The organism is Thioclava pacifica DSM 10166, assembly GCF_000714535.1.
In the GTDB taxonomy this organism is placed as follows: domain Bacteria; phylum Pseudomonadota; class Alphaproteobacteria; order Rhodobacterales; family Rhodobacteraceae; genus Thioclava; species Thioclava pacifica.
In genome coordinates this window covers 1-21,937 of the sequence record NZ_AUND01000009.1, presented here as the reverse complement: position 1 = coordinate 21,937, position 21,937 = coordinate 1, and the positions used below count along the sequence as shown (strand labels likewise).

General features: G+C 60.7%; 18 protein-coding genes and 1 pseudogene. 2 read left to right on the top strand and 17 right to left on the bottom strand.

Annotated features, from left to right (window positions below; genetic code table 11):
- A partial coding sequence (locus TP2_RS05590) for a hypothetical protein (RefSeq protein WP_206198323.1) occupies positions 1-629 on the top strand: 629 nt, incomplete at its 5' end.
- A gap of 178 nt (positions 630-807) precedes the next feature.
- On the opposite strand, the gene TP2_RS05585 is transcribed toward TP2_RS05590, so the two are convergent.
- The 4 genes and pseudogenes from TP2_RS05585 to TP2_RS18870 all read right to left on the bottom strand — a co-directional run.
- Positions 808-2,256 (bottom strand): mannose-1-phosphate guanylyltransferase/mannose-6-phosphate isomerase, encoded by a 1,449-nt coding sequence (locus TP2_RS05585; protein ID WP_038074663.1) that lies wholly within the window; start codon positions 2,254-2,256, stop codon positions 808-810.
- Positions 2,257-2,266: 10 nt separating this feature from the next.
- On the bottom strand, positions 2,267-3,238 hold the full coding sequence (fcl, locus tag TP2_RS05580; RefSeq protein ID WP_038074661.1) for a GDP-L-fucose synthase: 972 nt from the start codon (positions 3,236-3,238) through the stop codon (positions 2,267-2,269).
- A gap of 8 nt (positions 3,239-3,246) precedes the next feature.
- Positions 3,247-4,365 carry a GDP-mannose 4,6-dehydratase gene (gene gmd / locus TP2_RS05575; protein ID WP_038074659.1) on the bottom strand — a complete coding sequence of 373 codons (1,119 nt, stop codon included), beginning with the start codon at positions 4,363-4,365 and terminating at the stop codon, positions 3,247-3,249.
- A 146-nt stretch (positions 4,366-4,511) separates the two neighbouring features.
- Positions 4,512-4,652, bottom strand: a pseudogene (locus TP2_RS18870) (IS3 family transposase); the annotation flags it as partial.
- 161 nt (positions 4,653-4,813) lie between these two features.
- Between TP2_RS18870 and TP2_RS18445 the strand changes: the two are divergent.
- Positions 4,814-5,377, top strand: coding sequence for a site-specific integrase (locus TP2_RS18445; protein WP_157617050.1), 564 nt, complete (start codon positions 4,814-4,816; stop codon positions 5,375-5,377).
- A 147-nt stretch (positions 5,378-5,524) separates the two neighbouring features.
- On the opposite strand, the gene TP2_RS05570 is transcribed toward TP2_RS18445, so the two are convergent.
- From TP2_RS05570 to TP2_RS05510, 13 genes are all read right to left on the bottom strand, one after another.
- On the bottom strand, positions 5,525-6,496 hold the full coding sequence (locus TP2_RS05570) for a UDP-glucuronic acid decarboxylase family protein (protein WP_038074656.1): 972 nt from the start codon (positions 6,494-6,496) through the stop codon (positions 5,525-5,527).
- A 96-nt stretch (positions 6,497-6,592) separates the two neighbouring features.
- Positions 6,593-8,569 (bottom strand): acyltransferase family protein, encoded by a 1,977-nt coding sequence (locus TP2_RS05565; protein WP_051692231.1) that lies wholly within the window; start codon positions 8,567-8,569, stop codon positions 6,593-6,595.
- Between the two features lie 368 nt (positions 8,570-8,937).
- Positions 8,938-9,471 carry a WcaF family extracellular polysaccharide biosynthesis acetyltransferase gene (locus TP2_RS05560; RefSeq protein WP_038074654.1) on the bottom strand — a complete coding sequence of 178 codons (534 nt, stop codon included), beginning with the start codon at positions 9,469-9,471 and terminating at the stop codon, positions 8,938-8,940.
- A 55-nt stretch (positions 9,472-9,526) separates the two neighbouring features.
- On the bottom strand, positions 9,527-10,630 hold the full coding sequence (locus TP2_RS05555; RefSeq protein WP_038074650.1) for a glycosyltransferase: 1,104 nt from the start codon (positions 10,628-10,630) through the stop codon (positions 9,527-9,529).
- Positions 10,631-10,721: 91 nt separating this feature from the next.
- Positions 10,722-11,885 carry an O-antigen ligase family protein gene (locus TP2_RS05550; protein WP_157617048.1) on the bottom strand — a complete coding sequence of 388 codons (1,164 nt, stop codon included), beginning with the start codon at positions 11,883-11,885 and terminating at the stop codon, positions 10,722-10,724.
- A 110-nt stretch (positions 11,886-11,995) separates the two neighbouring features.
- The gene (locus tag TP2_RS05545; RefSeq protein WP_038074647.1) at positions 11,996-13,066 is read right to left on the bottom strand and encodes a glycosyltransferase family 4 protein; all 1,071 of its coding nucleotides are present in this window, start codon (positions 13,064-13,066) and stop codon (positions 11,996-11,998) included.
- A gap of 76 nt (positions 13,067-13,142) precedes the next feature.
- Positions 13,143-14,291, bottom strand: a complete 1,149-nt coding sequence (locus TP2_RS05540) for a glycosyltransferase family 4 protein (protein ID WP_157617047.1) — start codon at positions 14,289-14,291, stop codon at positions 13,143-13,145.
- Between the two features lie 2 nt (positions 14,292-14,293).
- Positions 14,294-15,469 (bottom strand): glycosyltransferase family 4 protein, encoded by a 1,176-nt coding sequence (locus tag TP2_RS05535; protein ID WP_038074643.1) that lies wholly within the window; start codon positions 15,467-15,469, stop codon positions 14,294-14,296.
- Positions 15,470-15,473: 4 nt separating this feature from the next.
- Positions 15,474-16,787, bottom strand: coding sequence for a glycosyltransferase (locus TP2_RS05530; RefSeq protein WP_038074641.1), 1,314 nt, complete (start codon positions 16,785-16,787; stop codon positions 15,474-15,476).
- Positions 16,788-16,797: 10 nt separating this feature from the next.
- Positions 16,798-18,036: a glycosyltransferase family 4 protein gene (locus TP2_RS05525; RefSeq protein WP_038074639.1), complete on the bottom strand. Its 1,239-nt coding sequence runs from the start codon at positions 18,034-18,036 to the stop codon at positions 16,798-16,800.
- Positions 18,033-19,244, bottom strand: a complete 1,212-nt coding sequence (locus tag TP2_RS05520) for a glycosyltransferase (protein ID WP_038074636.1) — start codon at positions 19,242-19,244, stop codon at positions 18,033-18,035. Before TP2_RS05520 ends, TP2_RS05525 begins: the two co-directional genes overlap by 4 nt.
- A gap of 56 nt (positions 19,245-19,300) precedes the next feature.
- Entirely contained in the window at positions 19,301-19,984 is a 684-nt protein-coding gene (locus tag TP2_RS05515) for a hypothetical protein (protein WP_206198322.1), read from the bottom strand.
- A 56-nt stretch (positions 19,985-20,040) separates the two neighbouring features.
- Entirely contained in the window at positions 20,041-21,501 is a 1,461-nt protein-coding gene (locus tag TP2_RS05510; RefSeq protein WP_051692226.1) for a lipopolysaccharide biosynthesis protein, read from the bottom strand.
- Positions 21,502-21,937: the final 436 nt, after the last annotated feature.

The following is a 21,937-nucleotide window of genomic DNA, read 5'->3' as shown; positions in this document are numbered from 1 at the left end:
CACCACCCGGTGGGACACTGCTCCGGGAGATGTATTTTCACCGTGATCACAGCCTCACAGCGGCCATTGGGGATGGGTTTGTCCTGCGCCGTATCAAGCGCATGCTGGCGGACCCTTTGCTACGCCCGGTCCTCGAGCTGCTGGAGAATGGTGCGACGAGCTACGAAGGTGCGCTGAAACTCAAAGGGCGCGGTTTTCTCGAGACGCGCAAGATGATCGCGCGGAGAGGCCCGTTCAAGGAAGAAGAGTTGGAGTATGTCCTGCTGACGGATGAGGCCTGCAGCTATGCGCATCGGTGGCTCTTCGGGAAAGCGGAAGGGGCTGAGCCGGATTTGAATCCTGCAGAGGCCCTGTTGACGGCTATTCGTCGCTATCTCGTTGTCGACACAGGCTCAGGCATCGTGGTGGGGCGAGACGTGCTGGAAGTCGCGATCGATCTTGACGATATGGAGATCCTGGGGCGTCTCGTGCATATGGATTTCGGAGTCCGTCAAATTTCGGATCCCGGTTTCGCCGATAAGGTTTCCGAGGAAGACTGGATGGAAGCACGGGCCTATTGGTCCGGGGCGGATAGTGACCATCGAGTCGGCGCGGCGATTGTCTCCTTTGGCTCGTCCGAACGCCCGTAAGTTTTCTTGCGAGGGTGTGAGCTGGGCTCCAAGCAGTGTCAGCTTTTCTTTCCTTCATTGGTATTGGGATGGAAAGATTTTCAAACAAAAAGAGCCACGACTTTGATGTCGTGGCTCTCGTTTTCTGTAAATATCGCGAGGCTTCGGAGTTGCCCCGCCCTAGGACGCAGCCGCGCTCTCACCCCTTCGCGCCTTCTCCCCGTGCATAGACATCGTCGTAGCGGATGATGTCATCCTCGCCGAGGTAGCTGCCCGTCTGGACCTCGATCAGCGTCAACGGGACTTTCCCCGGGTTTTCCATTCGGTGGACCGCACCAAGCGGAATGTAGACGGACTGGTTCTCGCTCACGAGTTTCACCTGATCGTCAATCGTCACCTTCGCGGTGCCCTCGACGACGATCCAGTGCTCGGCGCGGTGATGGTGACTTTGCAGGCTCAATGCCGCGCCGGGGTGGACGTGGATCCGCTTCACCTGGAAGCGGTTGCCGATGACGAGGCTCTCATACCAGCCCCAGGGACGGAAGTCGCGGGGCAGGGTCTCGGCCTGAGCGGCGCCCTTGGCCTTGAGTTCGGCGACGGCTTTCTTCACGTCCTGCGCGCGGTCCTTGTGGGCGACGAGCACCGCGTCGGGCATGGCGACGGCGATGATGTTCTCCAGCCCGATGCCCACAAGCTCCTGCGCCTCATCGGTCGACTGCAGGAGCGTATCGCGGCAGTCGATGGCGGTGGCAGGGCCGGTTGCGACGATGCCGTTTGCGTCCGGGTTCTGCTCGCGCCAGACCGCCTGCCAGTCGCCCAGGTCCGACCAGGCGCCGCCATAGGGCACGACGGTCAGGTTGTCGGCGCGCTCCATCACCGCGTAGTCGATCGAGATATCCTCGAGCTGCGCCCAAGGTCCGGCGGCAAGGCGGGTGAAGCCCAGATCGCGCTCGGCGGCCTCCACCGCGGCCTTGGTCTGCGCCAGCGTTTCGGGCGCGTGTTTCGCGAAGGCGTCGAGGATCGCCGAGGTGGAGAACAGGAAGATGCCCGCGTTCCAGAGATGCATGCCGCCGTCCAGCAGTGCCTCGGCCTTGGCTAGATCGGGCTTTTCGACGAAGGATTTCAGCGGTTGCGGGGTTGCGGAGAACTCCGCGTCCGGGGCTTCGCTCAGCTCCAGCCAGCCATAGCCAGTCTCGGGCCGATCGGGGCGGATGCCGAAGGTGACCAGCTGTCCGGCCTCGGCTGCAGGGGCGGCAGCCTCGACGGCAGCGCGGAAGCGTGCCGGGTCGGGGATGACGTGATCGGAGGGCGCGACCAGCATCAGCGCGCCGGGTTCACGGGCCTCCAGCACAAGAGCGCCTGCGCAGATCGCGGCGGCTGTGTTGCGGGCCGAGGGTTCGATCAGGATATCGGCGGGGGCGATCTCGAGCGCGGCCAGTTGCTCGATCACGACGAAGCGGAAATCCGCGCCGGTGATCACGGAAGGCGCCGCGAAGCCGTCGCCCGCGAGCCGCTTGGCCGAGGCCTGGAACAGGCTCTCCTCGCCCATCAGGTTGACGAATTGCTTGGGGTAACTCTTGCGCGAGAGCGGCCAGAGCCGCGTGCCCGAACCGCCGCAGAGAAGGACCGGATGGATCGTCTTGCTCATGAATTCTTTCTCAGGTTCTGACGGTGTCGGCATTGGCGAGGAACCAGCGATAGGTCTCGGCGATCCCGTCTTCGAGGGTGATGCGGGCCTGCCAGCCCATCTTTGACAGGCGGCTGACATCCATCAGCTTGCGCATCGTGCCGTCGGGCTTGGTCGGATCGGTGGTGATCTGGCCCTTAAATCCCGTCACTTTCGCGACCATCTGCGCGAGCTCCAGGATCGAGATGTCGCTGCCCGAGCCCACGTTGATATGGCTCAGCATCGGTTCGGTATTCGCGTCATACTCCGCCTTGGGCAGGTCGAGCACGAAGAGCGAGGCCTCGGCCATGTCATCGACATGCAGGAACTCGCGCCGCGGCGTGCCGGTTCCCCAGATCGTGACTTCCTCGAGCCCATCGCGCGCCGCTTCATGGAAGCGCCGGATCAGGGCGGGGAGCACATGGCTGTTCTGCGGGTGGAAGTTGTCGCCCGGTCCATAGAGGTTCGTGGGCATCACCGAGCGGTAATCGACGCCATGTTGGCGGTTGTAGCTCTCGCAGAGCTTGATCCCGGCGATCTTCGCGATCGCGTAGGGCTCGTTCGTGGGCTCCAATGGCCCTGTCAAAAGCGCGTCCTCTGCCATCGGCTGCGGCGCGGCTTTCGGATAGATGCAGGATGAGCCGAGCTGCAGAAGCTTCGTGACCCCGGCGGCGAAAGCCTGATGGATCACATTGGCCTCGATCATCAGGTTTTCGTAGATGAACTCGGCCGGATAGGTGTTGTTGGCGTGGATCCCACCGACCTTGGCCGCGGCGAGGATCACCACGTCGGGGCGCGCGTCTCGCATGAAGTCGCGGACCGCCGCCTGATCGGTCAGGTCGAGTTCGGCATGCGTGCGTGTGATCAGCTCCACCGCCGCGCCGTTGGCCTTACGTGCCTCCAGCTGGCGCAGGATCGCGCCGCCCACCATCCCGCGATGGCCTGCGATGTAGATCTTGGTCATGGCGTGCCTCATTCCACCGAGACCGGCAGGTCCAGCCCGTGTTCTTTCAGAAGCGCATAGCGCCGCGCCGCCTTGTGGTCCTCTGCGACCATCTCGGCACACATTTCCTGCGCGGTGATCTCGGGCACCCAGCCGAGCTTTTCGCGGGCCTTGGTTGGATCGCCCAGGAGCGTGTCGACTTCTGCGGGGCGGAAATAGCGCGGGTCGATGCGCATCACCACATCGCCGGATTTGAGGGCAGGGGCCTTGTCGCCCTCGATCGAGGCGACGGTCGCGATCTCATCAGTCCCCTTGCCGGAGAATTCCAGCTCGATCCCCAGTTCGCGTGCGGTCCAGGTGATGAATTCGCGCACGGAATATTGCTTGCCGGTTGCGATTACGAAATCTTCCGGTTCGTCCTGCTGGAGCATCATCCATTGCATCCGGACGTAATCCTTCGCGTGGCCCCAATCGCGCAAGGAGTCGATGTTGCCCATGTAGAGGCAGGGCTCGAGTCCCATCGCGATGTTCGACAGGCCACGGGTGATCTTGCGGGTGACGAAGGTCTCGCCGCGGCGCGGGGACTCGTGGTTGAACAGGATCCCGTTGCAGGCATACATGCCATACGCCTCGCGATAGTTCACCGCGATCCAATAGGCGTAAAGCTTGGCGACTGCATAGGGAGACCGCGGGTGGAAGGGGGTGGTTTCCTTCTGCGGGGTTTCCTGAACGAGGCCGTAAAGCTCCGAGGTCGAGGCCTGGTAGAAGCGGGTCTTCTTCTCGAGGCCCAGAAATCGGATCGCTTCCAGCAGTCGCAGCGTGCCGATCGCATCGACATCGGCGGTATATTCGGGCGCCTCGAAGGATACCGCAACGTGCGACTGCGCGCCAAGGTTATAGACCTCGTCCGGCTCGATATCACGGATCAGACGCGTGAGGTTCGAGGTGTCCGAGAGGTCGCCGTAATGCAGCTTCATCTGCGCGTGGTTGCTGTGCGGGTCCTCATAGATGTGGTCAATTCGCTGAGTGTTGAAGAGCGAGGCCCGGCGCTTGATGCCGTGGACCTCGTAGCCCTTCTCAAGCAGGAATTCGGCGAGGTAGGAGCCGTCTTGGCCGGTGATGCCTGTGATGAGGGCGCGTTTGGTCATCGTAGCCTTTTAATTATTAAAAATTTGCGGAAGCTTGATTAAGTTTTCCGCCGATACCGTTAGGGTGAAGGGCTGAGCATTGTCAAAGATTTTGGCGCAGTTGGCGGCCTGATCTAGAGAGAGTCTGGCGCATCTGGTTGGTCTAATTATGCGGTGGGCTTTCGGTGAAGCAAGTGCCTAGCTTCGATGGTCTTCCGTTTGATCCTTTCGCGTTGTTGCAGGATGGTCAGGCCGCGCCCGAGGAAGACGTCGGCCGAGGTTAGGTTCTGTAGGCTCTCGTGGTAGCGTCAGTATCCGCAAAGTTTGAAGAAGACGTCGATTTTTTGCCTGAGTTTGTCGGGCAGGTCACCTCCTCAGGCTTATTGATCCGACCTACGACGAGGAGGTCAACCTCGCCTTCTGCAGGGGCCGTCGCAGCAAACTCGTTCTACCGAAACAGGTGAAGAGAATGACGCGGCACAACCTCGACCGCTTGATTGAGAGTGAATCTAATCGACTTGGGGACTTCGCAACCGCGCCATGCTCTCGCTTTGAAAACGAACTTCTTACCTTTTGCTCCGAATTGGTCGCTCTCTGTTTTCAGGATTTTGCGGCGCGCGAAAACGGCGCTTTGCGCGTCCTCATCCGGCGTAACAAGGCCGACCCATTAGATGCGGAACGCGCCGCCTTCACCTCTAGAAAGACAGCTGCCATGGCAAGTGACGGGATCGAGTGGCGCGGCCCCGAGCTTGATAGGCGCTTCTGCCCGATCTACCATGGAAAGCCTATTAACCGGAGCCCTGAGCCCACGATAGTGAAACGCTTTGTAAAAGACGCAGCAAAGCGCGTTGGGTTTGATCCGCTCGAAGTGGATACCTTCAGTGGTCATTTGATGCGGGTCGGCGCAGCGCAGAATCTGTTGAAGCGAGGCTTCGATACGGCTGTTATCATGAGGGCAGGAGGACGAGGAAGTCGATCAAGGTCCTCGGGCGATATCTTGAACAGGTCGAGCATAATGCCTAGGCGTGAGTGAAGTTGGGCCTTATTTAAAGACACGCTCGCCAGCGTCAGAGCGATAGAACGTATCCCTGCAAACGCATTGGTAAGCCGCGAAACCCGCCCTGAGGGCATCCCCAGAGTTGTAGATGTCCATCCCAATGCGGGTCGGGGGTCCTTTTCGTCAAGCTTCGAGCAATTCAGGAAGCCGCGTCCTGAAATACTTGATCGTTCGCTCCAGCCCCTCTTCGAGTTCCACCTTCGGCTTCCAGTTCAAAAGCTCACGCGCCTTGGAAATATCTGGCTGGCGTTGCTTCGGGTCATCGGCGGGCAGGGGCATCTCGATAAGTTCAGATGTTGATGCCGTGAGCGCTATCGTCTTCTCGGCCAGTTCGCGAATGGTGAACTCGCCCGGGTTGCCGATATTGATGGGACCCGTCATCGACTTGTCCGTGTCCATCAAACGCAAGAAGCCCTCAATGAGGTCATCCACGTAGCAGAAGGAGCGCGTCTGCTGCCCGTCACCATAGATTGTAATTGGCTCACCGCGCAACGCCTGCACGATGAAGTTCGATACCACGCGTCCATCAGCGTGGTGCATGCGTGGACCATAAGTATTAAAGATGCGTGCAACCTTGATGTCTAAATCATGTTGTCGGTGATAGTCGAAGAACAGGGTCTCCGCGCAGCGTTTGCCCTCGTCATAGCAGGAGCGGGGCCCAATCGGGTTCACGTTGCCCCAATACTCTTCTGGCTGCGGGTGAACAGAAGGATCACCATAAACCTCGCTCGTCGAGGCCTGGAAGATTTTGCAGCCTACCCTCTTGGCCAATCCGAGCATGTTTATGGCTCCATGCACCGAGGTCTTTGTCGTCTGGACCGGGTCATGCTGGTAATGAATGGGCGAGGCTGGGCAGGCGAGATTGTATATCTCATCCACCTCGATATAGAGGGGGAAGGTCACATCATGGCGCATGAATTCAAAGCGCGGATGCCCGTGTAAATGCTCAATGTTGCGCTTCGTGCCCGTGAATAGGTTGTCGGCGCAGATCACCTCGTGGCCCTGGGCGAGTAGGCGATCGATGAGATGCGATCCGAGGAAGCCGGCACCACCGGTGACGAGGATGCGTTTGCGGCTATCGTAGAGTCGGGCCAATTGGTATTCCTTTCTTCGTCTTATAATAGTCTTTCTCGCAGTCCGGCGGATTGAACGGCATATCTCCGGCAGCCCGGTGAGATGGAGCAAGCGTAGTCACTGCGATGGATTGACCGCATGCAAGACTGGTTTCGGCTTTTGCGCCCAAGTCGACGCTGCCGCCTCCAGAATTTTGGCGAGATCGAACCGCTCGCCGAACAATCGCGACCCTTCAATCGAAAGATGGCCGGTGTCCCGGTACAGGTTGACCCCGCCCAGTGTGGTCTTGCAGATGCCGTCGTGACAAATCAATGGCACCAGGTCGACAGTTGGCACGACGTCTCCGAGATCTGCCAGAAGGTCTGCGGCCATCCGGTCCAGTAGAGAAATGTTCTTCTCGTAGAAATCGCACAAATCGAAGTCGCCGCTGTAAATATATTGGTGCAGGTAGCAGCGCCCGAGATCGGTATCGTTGCGCGGTGGCGGGCCGACTAGGACGACGGATTTGCCTGCATCGTGAAGTTTTCCGATCGTATCAATCAGACTGGACTCGAGCGCCGATTTGATCTCGTCGGGCGCCGTCGTGTTCGCTCCGTTGCGGTAGTAAAGCGGCCCGAGCAATTCGCTGTAGTCAGACGTCATCACCACGGTAGAAATCTCCGCGTGATTGAGAATCCAGTCGAGCACCTGATCGTTGAACGCGATGCAACTATCCCAGGGATATTTCGGAGAATGGTTGGCGACTCCCGGAAACGGGCCGCAGGACGAATAGGTCTGCTGAACGAAATCGAATTTGGTCGGGCTGGTGACCAGCGCTGGGATCAGCGCCATCGCGTAGCTGTCGCCCCAGACGACTGCCGTTGGATTGTCGCTGGTTTTGCAGTCGCGCGACAGGGTGAACCCGTGCTCGGCGCACTTTTCCGCCAATCCGTGGTTCGGCCGAAGGTCTTCCTCCACCTCGGCAACATTCGCATATCCCGGACGCCATGGAGCACCGTGGCTTAAGTTGAGCAGTGTGCCACCGACCAGCAATGCGACGAGGCTGGCGAGGGAAACGCTGAGCACCTTCGGCGTCGTCATACCTCCCGGGCCGCGCCGCCGCATCGGCAGTTCGACGAAGCGCCAACTGAACCAGGCCAGCGCGAATGTCGCCGCGTAGAGGCCTGCCACCGTCGACATGTGAAGCTCCGGCGCCAACCGCAGCCGTGCGAGCGCAAGCAGCGGCTGGTGGAATAGATAGACGCTGTAACTAATGAGACCGATGCCGACGAAGGGGCGCCAACTCAGGATCTGGGCCGCGATGGAGCCCTGCTGGCCGAAGAACACGATCAACACGGCGCCGCCTACGGGAAGCACCGTCCACAGGCTCGGCATCGGAGTCTCGGGAGTAAAAAAGACCACGGAGCCGCAGATCAGCACGATCCCGAGCAGACCTGCAATCTGGCTCTTCGGCAGCACGTTGCGACGTAGGACCATCGCAGCGAGCACCCCGGCGAGCAACTCCCAGAATCGCGTGGGCGCCAAGTAGAATCCGGCGACTGGCGCGTCTACTGTTGCCCACTGCGCCAGTGCAAGGCTGACCACGAGAACCGCGACCGTTATCGGAATTAACCCGCGCCGCCAGAACCGCCAGATCAGGAACAGCGCAACGGGAAACAGCAGATAAAACTGCTCCTCGACGGCAAGGCTCCAAGTGTGCAGCATCGGGTTCAGCTCGGTCGATGGCCTAAAATACCCGATTTGCCGCCAGAACAGGATGTTGGACGCGAACAGCGCCACGGCCGCGATGCTCTTGCCGAACTCGGCAAGTTCCGACGGCAACATCCAAAACCAGGCAAAGACCGTTGTAAACAGGATGACGAAAATTAGCGCCGGTAGAATGCGTCGTGCCCGCCGTTCGTAGAACCGCGCGAGTGAAAAGCGCTTTTTATCGAGGTCGTCGAGCAGGATTGACGCGATCAGATAGCCGCTGATCACGAAGAAGACGTCGACACCGACATATCCGCCGGGAAACCCGGGAACCTTTCCATGAAACAAGAGCACAGGCACTACGGCGAAGGCGCGCAGGCCGTCGATTTCCGGACGATATCGCATATTTTCCCCTAGACGGACTCTTGTTCGGTAACTGCATAGTGTCCATGCGAACACTTTTGCCTTGCGAATTCTAACCGGCCGGACCGGCTGCAAGGTTGTGGCAAGTGACATACAAGCGCCAATTGCCGTGTGACGAAGAAGCCACTTTTTCGAAGTAAACCGGGCCGGTTTGACGTCGGACGCGCCGTTTTGCGGACGGCACAGGTTGCGCAGTAGCGGACGTCAAAGCGCGCCCGCATCCGTCCAGAGCGGACGAACCGATCGCGGCGGCTACGTCGCGAAGCGGGATGATGATAGGAATGTTGAACCTGTCTTTCAGTGGTCCGTCGTCCCTGCAGTGATCGCTGGCAGCGCGGAGCGCATGCAGGTCATACAGTCTCTCGAGGTCGCGCCGGCACCCCGCCGACCGTCACTCCCGCAGCGACCGGTTTGACCACGGTGGCGCCGGCGAGGCAACGGCTTCCCGCCCCCAACTCGACCCCGGGCCCGACGAAGGCCCGCGCCCCGACCCAAGATCCCGATGCGATGGTGATTGGCCTGGCGATCAGGTCGAAGGTTTCGCGCTCAAAGTCGTGTGACCCGGTGCAGAGAAACGCCTGCTGCGAGACACAGACATTGTCGCCGAGGCGCACCCGCGCGAGCGACAGGATCGTCACTCCTTCGCCGATCCAGACGTGGTTGCCGCACTCGAATCGCCAAGGGAATGTAATGTTCACTTGGCTTCGAATGACCACCCCTACGCCGACTTTCGCGCCGAACAGACCTAGCCAGAAGACTCTGAGGCGCGAAGGAAGCGGCAACCAGCCCGCAAAGAAGACGCTGCGCACGACCCACCAGAGGGCTTCCTTCGACCGCGGCGCGCCGCGGTCGAAGCGGGAATTGTCGAACCTGCTTAGATCCACCCTGCCATCCTCCGTAAAACGCGTTCCGCGGGTCTCCTAGAAAGCACCACCGCGTCTATCGTCCACGGTTGTGCAGCGTCACGGCTTCTTCATAGACGTCCGCGAACGCCCGTGCGATGCCGGGCCACGAGAACCTCTGGACCACGAGTTTGCGACCGCGGCTCCCCATTTCGCGTCGTGCCGTGACCGACATCGCCGTCGCCTCGCGCAGCGCATCGGCGATGGATCCGGTCGAAACCGGTACCCACCATCCGCAGCGATCGGTTTCCAGAACTTCCCATGGGGTCCCGTGCGTGGTGACGACCGGGCAGCCATGGGCGAGTGCCTCGGCAACGACGATGCCGAAATTCTCGCTGTATGTTGGCAGCACCACGAGATCGGCTCGTGCCAGCGCGCGCAGTTTCTCGTTGCCTTCCAGAGAGCCCAGGAAGCGCACCGTTTCGCCGAGATCGAGGTGACGTACCATGTCTTCCAGCTGGGAAAGGTGCCCTGCCTCGTCTGGGCCGGCAATGTGCAACTGCCACGCGGGCGGCCGAAGCTCGTTCCAGGCTTTCAGCAGCAGCGGCAACCCCTTCTTCGGGTGGATGCGCGAGAGGAAGAGGCAGGTCCGCGTTTCATCCGAGGTCGCGCGAAGTGATTCAACCTGCGCCATGTCAGGCAGTGTGACGCCGTTTGGAATGATCCGGACCGGCCGCTGCAAACCGAGCCGCGCGAGTTGGTCAGCCTCGCTGTCGGCGGTGGCGTGCAGGATGTTCGCCGCGTCCAGTGCACGCCGCTGGTACATCCACCAAGCAAGGCGTTTGCGAACCGGTTTGTAGCGTAGCGCCCAAGGTTCCAGCATGCCCCTAGGGCTCACCACCCGTGGCACACTCGCGTTTTGCGCCAGGCGCGCGAGTTGCCTATGGTGATCCCGCCAGATGCCGTTGTCGTGCAGGAGGTCGACTTTGCCAAACCTGCGCCAGGCTTCCTCGGGTCCACCATCCAGCCGCGCCGCATCTACCATGTCTTGCAGAAGCGGTGATGTCCGCGCGGACCCGTCCGGTGCCCACAGCCCGACCTTTGCCCCGGCTTCAGCCAGCGCCGCCGCCAGTTGCGGCACCGAGCGGGCCGGTCCCCCAAAATCGGGCCGGAAACTCGCCGCGGAGAGCAGAACCTTCACCGTCTAACCCCGCAGATCTGGCTTGCCGCCCGGGCGCAGCCGGGCAGATAGCGTTCGCGGTTGTCCCCGTGGGGAAACGCTATCAGGTTGCTCATGGCCCCCTCCATGTCTTCAATCCGGCCGGTTGCGATTTAGCCAGTTCCCCGTGCGGTCCCAATGAAATGCCGCGCCTGCGATACGTTTCCCGACGAACCAGCAACATGAACACAACAACGAAGAGGAAGGAAAAGGCGTTGCCGGCGGAAAAGAGAACCGGCTCGAATATCGCGACCACGAGCCCTCCGGCCACAATCGCTGCGTAGACATAGCTCTTAGCATACTGAAACCTGATGAACAGGGCACCCAGAACATACCCCCAAACCAGCGCGAAGAACGTGACAGTCAGGGGGATACCGATCTGCACCCCGAGGCCGTAGTACGAACTCATCACCCCGGCCCCCCGAAGGCCCAAGTCGCTCAGCACGACCCCGTAGTAATCGTGGATGATGATGTCGGTCCCAAAACCATGGCCCAACCACCAGCGATGTGCGATGTAGTTCTTCGCAAGGCTCCAGAAATATATCCGGTTGGATGCATCCGCCAAAGAGTATGCACGCAGAATACGGGTGACGAAGAAATCAGTCTGGAAGAACCACAAGCCACCGGCAGCGAGTAAAAAACCAAAAAGTGTGCCCCGAGCACGGCTCGCAAGCAGCGATCTGCCAATATAGAAAAACGTCACCAACCCGATACTGAGCATCGAGGCGCGCGAACCCGCAAGCACAAGATTGGACATCACTATCGCTACCGCTAGGAAGTTCTTCCAAGTCATCCGGTCGAGCCAGCGCACCAATGACAGTCCCCCGGCTACCGCGGCCAAAATCCCGATGTTGTTGGGATTGAGAAAGAACCCGCGAAACCGGCCTACCAGCATGGGGTTACCCAGGAACCAGCCCAGGGTCACGTTGGCGGCGAGGATGCCGACCACGGTGAAAAGCAGGCCGTTCAGTAATCGCTCCTCCGAGTAGCTGTCTGCATAACGCCACAATGTCCAGAAACTAGTGATGATCAAGAGTGTCATTGAGACGGCTTTCTGCGCCGAGAAGATGGCGTCGATCGACCAAAGGCTGGACAGCAGGAACAGCGCCAGCACCACGACCAGAACGAAATCGATTGTGGTAGAAATGCCGCGCTGAAATCCCCCTCGCCTAAACTTGAAGCGCAGAGCCATCAAGACACCGAAGAACAGCACCACCCACCGAAGCAGTTCGCTCACGGCCACCACTGCTGGAAACTGCGTAGTCGCCAGAACGAACGGCAAGGCGTAGATTGCCGGGAAATGGCGCCAAATTGAAATTGTCTTAATCCCGAAAATCACGCGTAGGCTCAGTTTCGCGAGCGGACCGTCTGGAGGTCTTTCAAACCTGACACAAACATCTCGCCCCAACGTTCAGGTGTGTATTGTTTTGACAACATAAAGCTGTTTCGTGCCATTCCATCACGTTTCGCATCGGGCATCTCGTGCATTGCTAGCAGTGCCCAAGCCAACGTTTTGTCCGATCCCGCAGGGAAAGAAAAACCGTTCCAGTGTCGGCGGAGCAGATGTACCCCGGCGCCGACCTGATCGGAAAGCACCAACGGCAGTCCACTTGCCGCGGCCTCCTGAACGACCACCCCCCAAGGCTCGAAACGGCTGGGCAGGACGAAGGCAGCGGCGCCCTGCATCACCGCGGGCAGGGCGTCGGGCTGGACAAAGCCGAGGTCCTGGCCGCCCGCGTCGCGTAGCATCCCTCCGAGCGGGCCGGCGCCTGCGCAGACCAGGTCCCACGGTTCTTCGACCATGTCGCGGTATCGCCGGTAGGCAGCGGCGAGGGTGTCGAGCCCCTTGTCCTCGACGTAGCGCCCGACGAAAAGAAAATAGCGACGTGCCTCGCTGTCGCTTGCCACGGCGGTCGGCGCTGAAAATTTCGACCAGTCGCAGGCATAGTAGCCGTCCCAGATCCTGTCGCCAGCATAGCCAAGCGACCGGGCGAGAACCGCTTGCCGCTCGCCGCTGACCCAAAGTGCATCAATCGCGCGGCGCACGTGCAGACGGGCCGTCCAGCCCGCGATCATCTGACGCAGGCTACCCTTCCATTGGGTGTCGCTCCCGGCTACCACAGGCACCCCCGACGCGCGCATACGCTTGCAGATCCTTAGGTAGCCCTTGTCAGCCCAACCGCTGGTCAAGATGACATCCGGCGAAAATGCGCGAACCGCCGTTTCGATCTCGTCGTCGGTATGGTCGCGCCGGTTTCGGATTGTGCCGAGATCTTCGAACTGCGCCATGTCGAACGGCGCATCGGGCTGGTTCGGCCAGCAGTAGATCAGGAACTCGCATTCGGTTTGCCGTTTGAGGGCTCTCAGCGAAGCGGCCATATAGCCCGACAGGCGCGTGTGCAGAATGGCTATCTTCATGTTTCGATCACTGCGTTTCCACGTCTGACGTCCGACGGGTCGGCACGGCGCGGCCCGGATTGTGCTCTTAGTGTTTTCAACTCTTCTCCCCTCTCGCCTCCGTCCAATCATGCAGCCAGGCTTCCAATCGGTCCGCTGCGCTCTGCCAATCGAATTTTGCCAACAGTGCGTCGCGCCCAGCCGGCCGGTTGCCTTCCGCAGCTTCTATAGCCTGCGCCATCGCATCCAAATCCCGCCCTGCGACCATCATCTGCTCGGTGTCCTTGAGGATTTCCACGACCCCGCCCTGACATTCCAGGCCGACAACCGGTACCCCACTAGCCAGGGCTTCGACTGCGATCAGGCCGAACGGCTCGTAGTGCGAGGTGATCGCCAGTACGTCGGCAGCGTGGTAGGCGGACAGCACGGGATCGACCAGCCCGGCGAAATAAACCCGGTCACGAATCCCTAGGTCGAACGCCAGACGCTCGAGCCGGTCGCGATCCGGTCCGGTTCCGGCGACCAGTCCGTTCCAATGCGGCCCCAGCTTTGCGAACACGCGAAGAAAGTCATCGGTGCCCTTCATGCCGCAGTGCAGCCGCCCCACCGAGGTGACAACCTTGGCATCGGCCGGCAGGCCGAGCCCGGACCGCGCCGTGGCCCGCTCAGCCGGCGATGGGGGACGAAAGCTGGCGCCGTCGACGCCGTTGCGCAGGACGACGGCGTTCTCAGCGGGAAAACCGAGTTCCTGCCAGCGTGCGCGGGTGAAATCGGAAACTGCCACCAACCGACGATAGGTCTTCGCGTGCACCCAATGCGCCAGTCGTCGCCTGAGGGAAGCCCCTGGCTGCGGCCCATCCAAATGCGCGTGACCGATAACTAGGGTCCGCGGGAACGTCCAGGAGACGATGTGGGTCCAGGTCAGGCCGTCGTGATGGTAAATGACGTCGGGATCGAAGCGGCGGATCTCGCGGCGAAGGCGGAACATCCCGAGGAGCGCGTGCCGGTTGGAGCCGATGTTCAGCCAACGGGCGTGGGCCCGGACATCGGTGGAAAGCGCCCCCGGCCCTCCGTAGGCGAACAGGCAGACCACCTCGATGTCGGGGGACATGGCCAGACGACCGACGAGTTCCACCGCAACACGCGCGGCGCCGCCCGTTGCGGGATCGTCGCGTTGGCAGATCATAAGCACGCGCAGCGGCGGGGCAGCCTGTCGGCCAATAGGCGGGGACTGGACTTTGGGCACTGCTAGGTTCCCAGTACCGACCGGTACAAGCCGACTAGAGCCGACAAATGCGGTTCGGCAGCGAACGCGGTTACGGCACGCGCGCGCGCCTGCCGACCAAGCTTCTGCCTGAGGTCGCGATCCGACAGCAGCCGCACTAACGCAGCGGCGAGTAGCCCCGCATCCTTGGCCGCAAACAGGCCGGTTTCCTCGTGGCGGAGCCAATCCGACACGCCGCCAACGTCGAAGGCCACCACGGGCTTCCCCCGCATCATCGCCTCGATCCCGGTAATGCCGAAGGCCTCCGGGTAGATCGACGGAAAGGCCACCATCGCGGCGCGTGACAGCAGCGCATCGACAGCCGCCTTGTCGCCCCAGCCGTGAAACTGCACCGCCTCGCCAAGTGAAAGCGCGTCCGCCTGCCGGAAGAAAACCTTTTCGTCATGGCCTCTTCCGAGGATTTCCAGCCGTGCTTCCGGGACCTTCCGCAGTACCTGCGCGAAGGCGTCTAGCAGAATGTGCAGGCCCTTGGTGCGCGAGAGCCGGCCTGCAAAGGCGATCACCGGCGGCTGCGGTGCGTCCCAGTCCGGCTCGGGTGTCATATGGGTGAAGTTGTTGAGCACGACGATCCGGTCTTCCGGTATGCCGGCCCGGACCGCTTCCTCCTTCGTGTAGGTGCTGTTTGCGATCATTTTGGCGTAGCGTCCCGACGCCGTCTGCACTTCGTACCGCGTATTCGAGTATTGGTGCCACAAACGCTTTGGGTGCCGATTGCAGCATCGCTGGGTGTAGGCGTGGGCAAAGCAGTGCAGGCCGTAGGGCAAGGTACAGATCGTTTCGGTTTTCGCCCAGAACTTGCCCTGGCCCGGGCAGAAAACTCGTGGTTCGTGCATGTGGCGGAGTACGGGTCCGAGATCGAACAACCGATCCATCAGCGCCGGTTCCGACAGGCTGTGAACGTGGAACAATGTCTCCTTGTCGATGGCGGCGGCCAACGGCGAGCGCCCCATGTCCGAGATCGCGCCGCTCCAGATCCAGGTCGCATCCCCGGACGTCATATCGACGATCTCGCCCCGCCGACGCAGCGCGATCCACTGCGCCTCGACGCCGCGTACCGTCAATCCCGTGATGGTATCGCGGATGCAAACCTCGACCCCGCCGGCAACATCGAGCTTGTCGTTGATGTGGAAGACTTTCATCGCCTCAGCGCGACCCCACCGTTGTATCCGGTTCGATCGCCATCAAGACGCGCGCGTATTCGGCCATCAATTCGCCGGCTACGGTGGCCATCGTCCGATCGTAGGACGACTTCGCCCCCATTGCCTGTAAAGTTTCCTTTGTCAGGATCGCGAAGACTTCCGCTAATTGCCGGTCGTCTCCAGTGTCGAACAAAAATCCATTCTCGTGTTCACTTATCAGCTCTGCATTTCCACCGAGGCGGGACGCAATCACTGGTTTACCTAATGCCTGTGCTTCCATGACCACCAGTGGCCCCGTCTCGGCGCAATGAGACGGCGCGCAAATAACGTCCATCTGCTGGTACCAGTCAACGAGATCCTTCCCCCGCAGAGTGCCGACGCAGGCGACTGTTCTTCCGTGAATGGTCAGATCTTGTACTTTGTCGGCGATTGAATCTCGCGGTTCGCCAACGATGGTGAACTCGATATCTTTGCGGTCGGTCGCGGAAATAGCTTTCAGAAGGACATTCACGCCCTTGATTTCATTTATTCTGCCGCAAAACCCAACCTTGATAGGCGCATCGCCTGGATGATCCGCAGCCCCATCCTCATCGACGTTCACAAAATCTTCCCGCACCCCCTGGCGGCTTAAAAAAACGGAAGCCTCGCGAAATCCGCTCCTCAACATAATTTCCTTTTGCCAGTCCGCGAACACATGAACCACGTCGGCGAGTAAAAAGTGCTCTCTCAGGCTGTCGAGCTTCGACGTTCCAGCATTCAGGCTGCGAAATATTGGAGCCCGTTTCAAACCCGACATCTCTGCAGCACTTGCAAGTACCGCTCCCTTCAGAGGACCGAATCGTTGTTTCGCCGCGCACCGATTGCATTTCCCCGACCGCAATGTCGCGTCGCATTGTCGTTTGCCTTCGAACATGAAGTCATAGCGGGCGCAGAACCACCCCGGGACATGGAGAGAGATTACAGTCTTGATCCCGGCGGCCTTTGCCAGCCGTTGATGCGCGATCCCCATGACCGAACTCGACGAGTGCAGATGGAACAAGTCGGCCTTCGTCTCGCGCAGGATGGAAGCGAATTCATCCAAAAATCGCGGTTCGTCTTGCCCCAGAATCTCGCCCTTGGTCGGTGCGGAACCATCCCCGAAATAGCGTATCTTCACGCCCCCGAAATCTTCCATTCGTGTTCCCTTGCCGGGAGCGGGGGCGACGACGGTCACGTCCGCACCGAGAGCCGCTAGTTCCTGAGCGAGCGACAAGACATAGTGTTCGGTCCCGGCGAGCCGTTCCGCTGCGAGGTTTTGCACGCCTATCAACACGTTCATGGGTTCGGTCTCAATTGTTTTGGTTTCGTGTCTTGGCAGAATCTCGTGCAAGTCCTTGCCAAGCCAATCGGTCGGCGGCGTCAGGTCGGCTCGCGGTCAAACCACCGGCCGTCGCGTCCTGCCCGGCTAAAGCGGCGATGCACGTCCATTTCCGTTCAAAAATCGCGTCCCAGGTAAAGGCGCCTCGAACGTGGTCTTGCATAGCCCGAGCCATATCATCTGTCGGCACCTCGCCTGCGATCAGCGCGCGGATCCGGTCGGCCAGGCTTGCCGCATCCCCCTGATTGAAGAACAACACGCCCTTGTCCGCAAAGAAATTCACCAGGTGGATCACGTCCGGTGCCAGCACCAGGCAACCGCTGGCCGCGTAGTCCAGCAGTTTCATCTGCGACCCGTAAGGAGGGCAGTCGGGGATGACGCCGCAGTCCATCCGCTGCATGAGATCGCCGATCGCGTCGCGGGAGACAAAGCCGTGGTCTTCGACCCGAACCAGCGGGCGCAGGTCCTCCTTGAGCTGCTCGAAGCCGCTGCCGACGAGGTGCAGCTCGATCTGGTCGCGCAGATCGGGATCCAGCAAGGCGAAAGCCTCCGGCAGGAGATGCGCCTTGTGATGCCCGACTAGGCGCGCCAGGAGCACCAGGCGAAGGGGTCGGGCCCGCCCGACCGGCACCTGCCGTTCAGTGAAGAGGTTCGGCTCGACCCCGTTCTCGACCTCGGTCCAGTTCGCGGTGTCCAACTGCCAGTACTGGCCATAGCTGCCGACAAAGAAGACGTGATCCGCCTCGCGGTAGACGTAGCGCTCGAATGGCCGATAGAGGCCGGACAGCAACGACCGAAAGCGGGACTGGCGGGAAACATGCTGCAAACCATTGGCCTCGAGGACAACCTTGACCCCACGCCGCCGCAGGAAAAGAGACACGGGATGCAGGCCCTGGACCCGGACATAGGCCACCGAGCAGCCAGCCTGGTCGATCTCGCGCGCCAGCCGCCGTCCCTGTTGCACCATGCGCCAGACATCGCGCAGATCGCGCGCCGCACCCCAGACGCCGGTCTTTGACAGTCGGGCAAGCGGGCTGGCCCCGCCCTGTGCAGACACCCGGGCCGGGCCGGACGGTTTCGGGACGGGCGGGACAAAGGGCACGAGCTCCGTCCGTTTGCCAAGCTCACGCATGCCCATGGCGATATGCTGGCTGGCTCCGGTCGTTGGGTCCATGCATCCAGCTTCCGTCACGACATAGGCAAGTCTCATACCGCCTCCCTGGCATAGAGTGCTTCGAACGCGTCGAGCATGTCCGACATGCTGAACGCCGCGCGCACGAATTCGGCCCCGCGCTGTCCGTGCTCGAGCCGCAACCCGGGGTCTTTAGCATAGGCCACCAGCGCCTTGGCCACGGCCGCGACGTCGCCCTCTGCGGTCAAGATGCCGGATCTGCCCGGATCAAGGCTTTCGGACACCCCGCCGACGTCGGAGGCGATCACGGGCAAACCCGTCGCCTGCGCTTCGATATAGGCAACGCCCTGGGTTTCGACCCGCCCGCTCGCCGCGACCACGCCGGTCAGCGCGAAAACATCCGCCGCGGCGAGTTCGCGCACGACCTGGTCGGATCGCTGCGCACCGAGGAGCCTGACGCGGTCCTGCAGTCCGCGGGCTTCGATCCGGGCCTCGATCGAGGCCCGGTCAGGCCCTTCGCCCAAGATGGTGAGCTGCAACGAGACCCCTTGGCCGAGGGCCTCGGCGACCGCGTCGATCAACACCGGATAGCCCTTCATTTCATCGAGCCGGCCAACCGCCACCACGTTCAACGGACCCTCCGGCCGCTCTCGCCGGTCGACCTGCGCGAAACGCGTGAAATCCACACCCATCGGGATCTTGACGATCCGGTCCTCACGAGCGCCAAGCGTCACGAGGCGCCGCTTCATGAAGGACGATCCCACCGTATGAATCCAATCGCGCGTGAAGAGGTCCTGGTAGACGTCCTGACCGCGTTCACGCGGGACGATGTTGGCATCGTACCCATGCCACGTGACGACTGCCCGCCCGGTCCAGCCGGCATCGAGCAGAAGAGCGGCATTCCTGCCGTAGTGGATGTGCAGAACCCCGTGCGGCGCGGCGTTCTGCAACCGGCGCATCCGGCGCGCGGCGAACACCTCCGGGCGCGTCCAACGTTTGTTCCGTGCGAGCAAGGCAACCACGCCGGGATCACGCAAGGCATCAGCGCCGAACTGCAACGCGCGCCCGGCCGAAGACTCGGCCCAGCCCCCCCAGTAGGATCGCTCAACCCCCACGGCGTCGATCTCGTCCAGTTCCGCCTCCGCCATACCGGCACCCGGCGCCGTCGCCGCAACCCGCACCCGCCATCCGCGCGCGGCCAGGCCAGTGGCATGGGCCGTGACAAAGGTCTCGGACCGAGCGGGGAATGCCCCGGTGAGGAGTGAAATGTCCAAACCTTTGGCCATGCTCACCCCACCCTACTGGCCTTCGGAAGAAGATTGCGGTTCAATAATGGGAGTCCCTAGGATTGCGCTTCGAAAATGAAAAAATCAGCAAAGGACGTGTCATCAGGGCGCTCAGGGTCAAAGGGGTATTTGTTGGGAATGCGTTCCACCAATCGAAAATCTCGCCGGTTCTGTGCGACCCAGTCAGAGAATTTACGGTGTCGCACGTGTTTCTGGGGTTGTGTTCGATCCTCGTCCGAGGCGTAGACAATCACGAAGCGCTCCGCCGCTTGAAACAGAGTATTCATGTAGCCCTCGAACACTTCGTCCTCGACCAAGTGGTAGATTACATCAAGAGAAAGCGGCAACTCCCTCCGCTCGCCATCATATTCCTGCGTTGTCATGAACGACTTCGTTGGATCGTGCGTGAACCGTTGCCTGCATACCTCGACAGCTGTGTCCGAAACATCGACGCCCACGTAGGAAGGATAGGACGCGAGCGACAACTGATGCCCATCTCCCGAGCTGAATTCGATCACAGACGCAATGCCACGACTCTCGACGAAGTCGTTCAAGACGCTGGCCTTGAAGCTCGCAAGTCGGCCGTAGCTACCCGAGCCAGAGTTTCCGCCGGCTTGGTAGCGTTCGTCCCAATACTGGCCCGAATTCGAAAAGACGACACCGCGCGGCCGTTTGAGCAGTGCTCTAACCGGCCCCTCAAGGCGTGACCCAACGATCAAGCTTTTTATCAATCCAAACATATCGCCTACTCCACATGATCTCCAATATTCTTCTGAAAGACCGGAGTCCTGGGTGTTCACTTGGGGCGAAAGATCTTTCGCAGATCAGACATCAACTTTCGCCTACCAGGAAGCATGACCAAAGAACCAAGTCCGACGAAGACATACACGCCAGTCACGAGCATGATTTCCGTGACCGAGTTAGACACCGAAGCGAAATGTCTCGCCGCCTCAGCTGCCGAAAGCGCCGCCAAAGAGATAAACATCGGGATCGACACGCTTTTAAAAAAATCGCCGAGTGTCATGGACGTATCGTAATATGCGGTCATCAACATCGGGACCAACACGAGATACATCGCCACAGCATAGGCCGAGGCAACTCCAATCGCCCCCCAGTTGACGCCGATTGCGAAAGCGAAACACATAACGACGGCGACGCTCGCACCTTGCCAAAGCAACCGCTGGGACCTTCCAAGGCTCAGCATTACCGAGCCGACCATGCTCGCGCAGGGCTGAATGAAGGCTACGATGGCGAGGATCTGGAAGATTGGCACCACGCCCGCCCAGGCCTCGCCCAGCAAAAGCAGGATTAACGGTTCTGCCACCAAGAACATCCAAGCCACCAGCGGCATGGTCAGGAAGGCGAGTACGCGAAGGGTCTGCATGTGGTACTGACGCCATTCCTCGGGGCTGTCCTGCAGCCGGCAGAGTGCGGGGTAGGTCACCGTCTCGATGGGGCCGCGCAGGTTCTGGACGGGGAATAGCATCAGTTGATAGGCGCGTCCGTAGATGCCGAGCGCGTCGGCGCCGACGAACTTGCCGATCAGGATGTTGTCGAGATTCCGGCTGAAGTAGTTGACGAAATTGAAGCCGGTGACATTAGCGCCGAACCAGATCATGTCCATCGTTCCGACACCGCGTTTCCAGCCGCCCGGAACGAAGGGGGAGAATGTCCAGATCAGCAGCGTGCGCGCTGCCGCGCCGGCCACATGCCCCCATCCCAAAGCCCAGTAACCATAATCGAGAGACGCCAACGCGACCGAGACCGCGAAAGTCGCGGCAATTGCGGTGATGTTCACGATCGCCTGCCGGCCGAAATGCATGTGCCGGATCATCATGGCGTTGTGCTGCGCGCTCAAGCCGCCGAGGACAAACGTCATCGACAGAAGAAGGGTCATCCCGAGCAGATCTGGCCGGTCGTAGAACCACGAAACTAGCGGTGCCGACGCGGCGAACACCAGCGTCAGGAAGAGACCGAACAGTGCGTTGACCCAGAACAGATTGCTCTGCTGGGCGATCGTAAGGTCAGCCTTCTGGATCGCCGCACTGGAGAGTCCGAGGTCCTTGAAGAGAGCCGCGAGCGCCACGAAACTCAGGACCATGCCCATCACACCGTAATCGTCCGGCGTCAGCATTCGGGCCAACACCACGGTCGAGGCCAACTGGGTAATCACCGTGGCCACCTGCGACACAAGGGTGATCGCACCCCCGCGGACACTGCGCTTATTCAGCTGGTTGAGGTCGGTGCTGTTGGTCAAAGTGAATTGTGGCCCTGATTGTCCCAAATGCGGGAAGAATGGGGGGCTGGGGGCATTTCTCACCCTCTCAGCTCCCACATTGAGCTTCAGACTAGGTTTGATCGTAAGACATGGTCACGAAGGTAAGTGCGTTCTGCAAACGCCCGATAACGCAAACTATCAGCGCTTTCGCTGGGCACGCATCGCCATCATTAATCTCACCGCGCAATTCCGCAATTTCCGCCCTCAGCGCCTCAACCTCCGCCATCTTCCTTACCAAAAACTGCTGCGTAATCGCCGCTTTCTCCGCCACGCCCTTTGGTGTAAGCAAGTAAGCTTAGCGCCGCTTGTCTTCATCTGCCTTGAAGTTCATGAGCCTCGCGAAGTCCTTTTCCACCAAGGCATTCAGCACGTAATTGGCACTTCCCGTGCTAACCCCGACCGCCTCTGCCAGCTC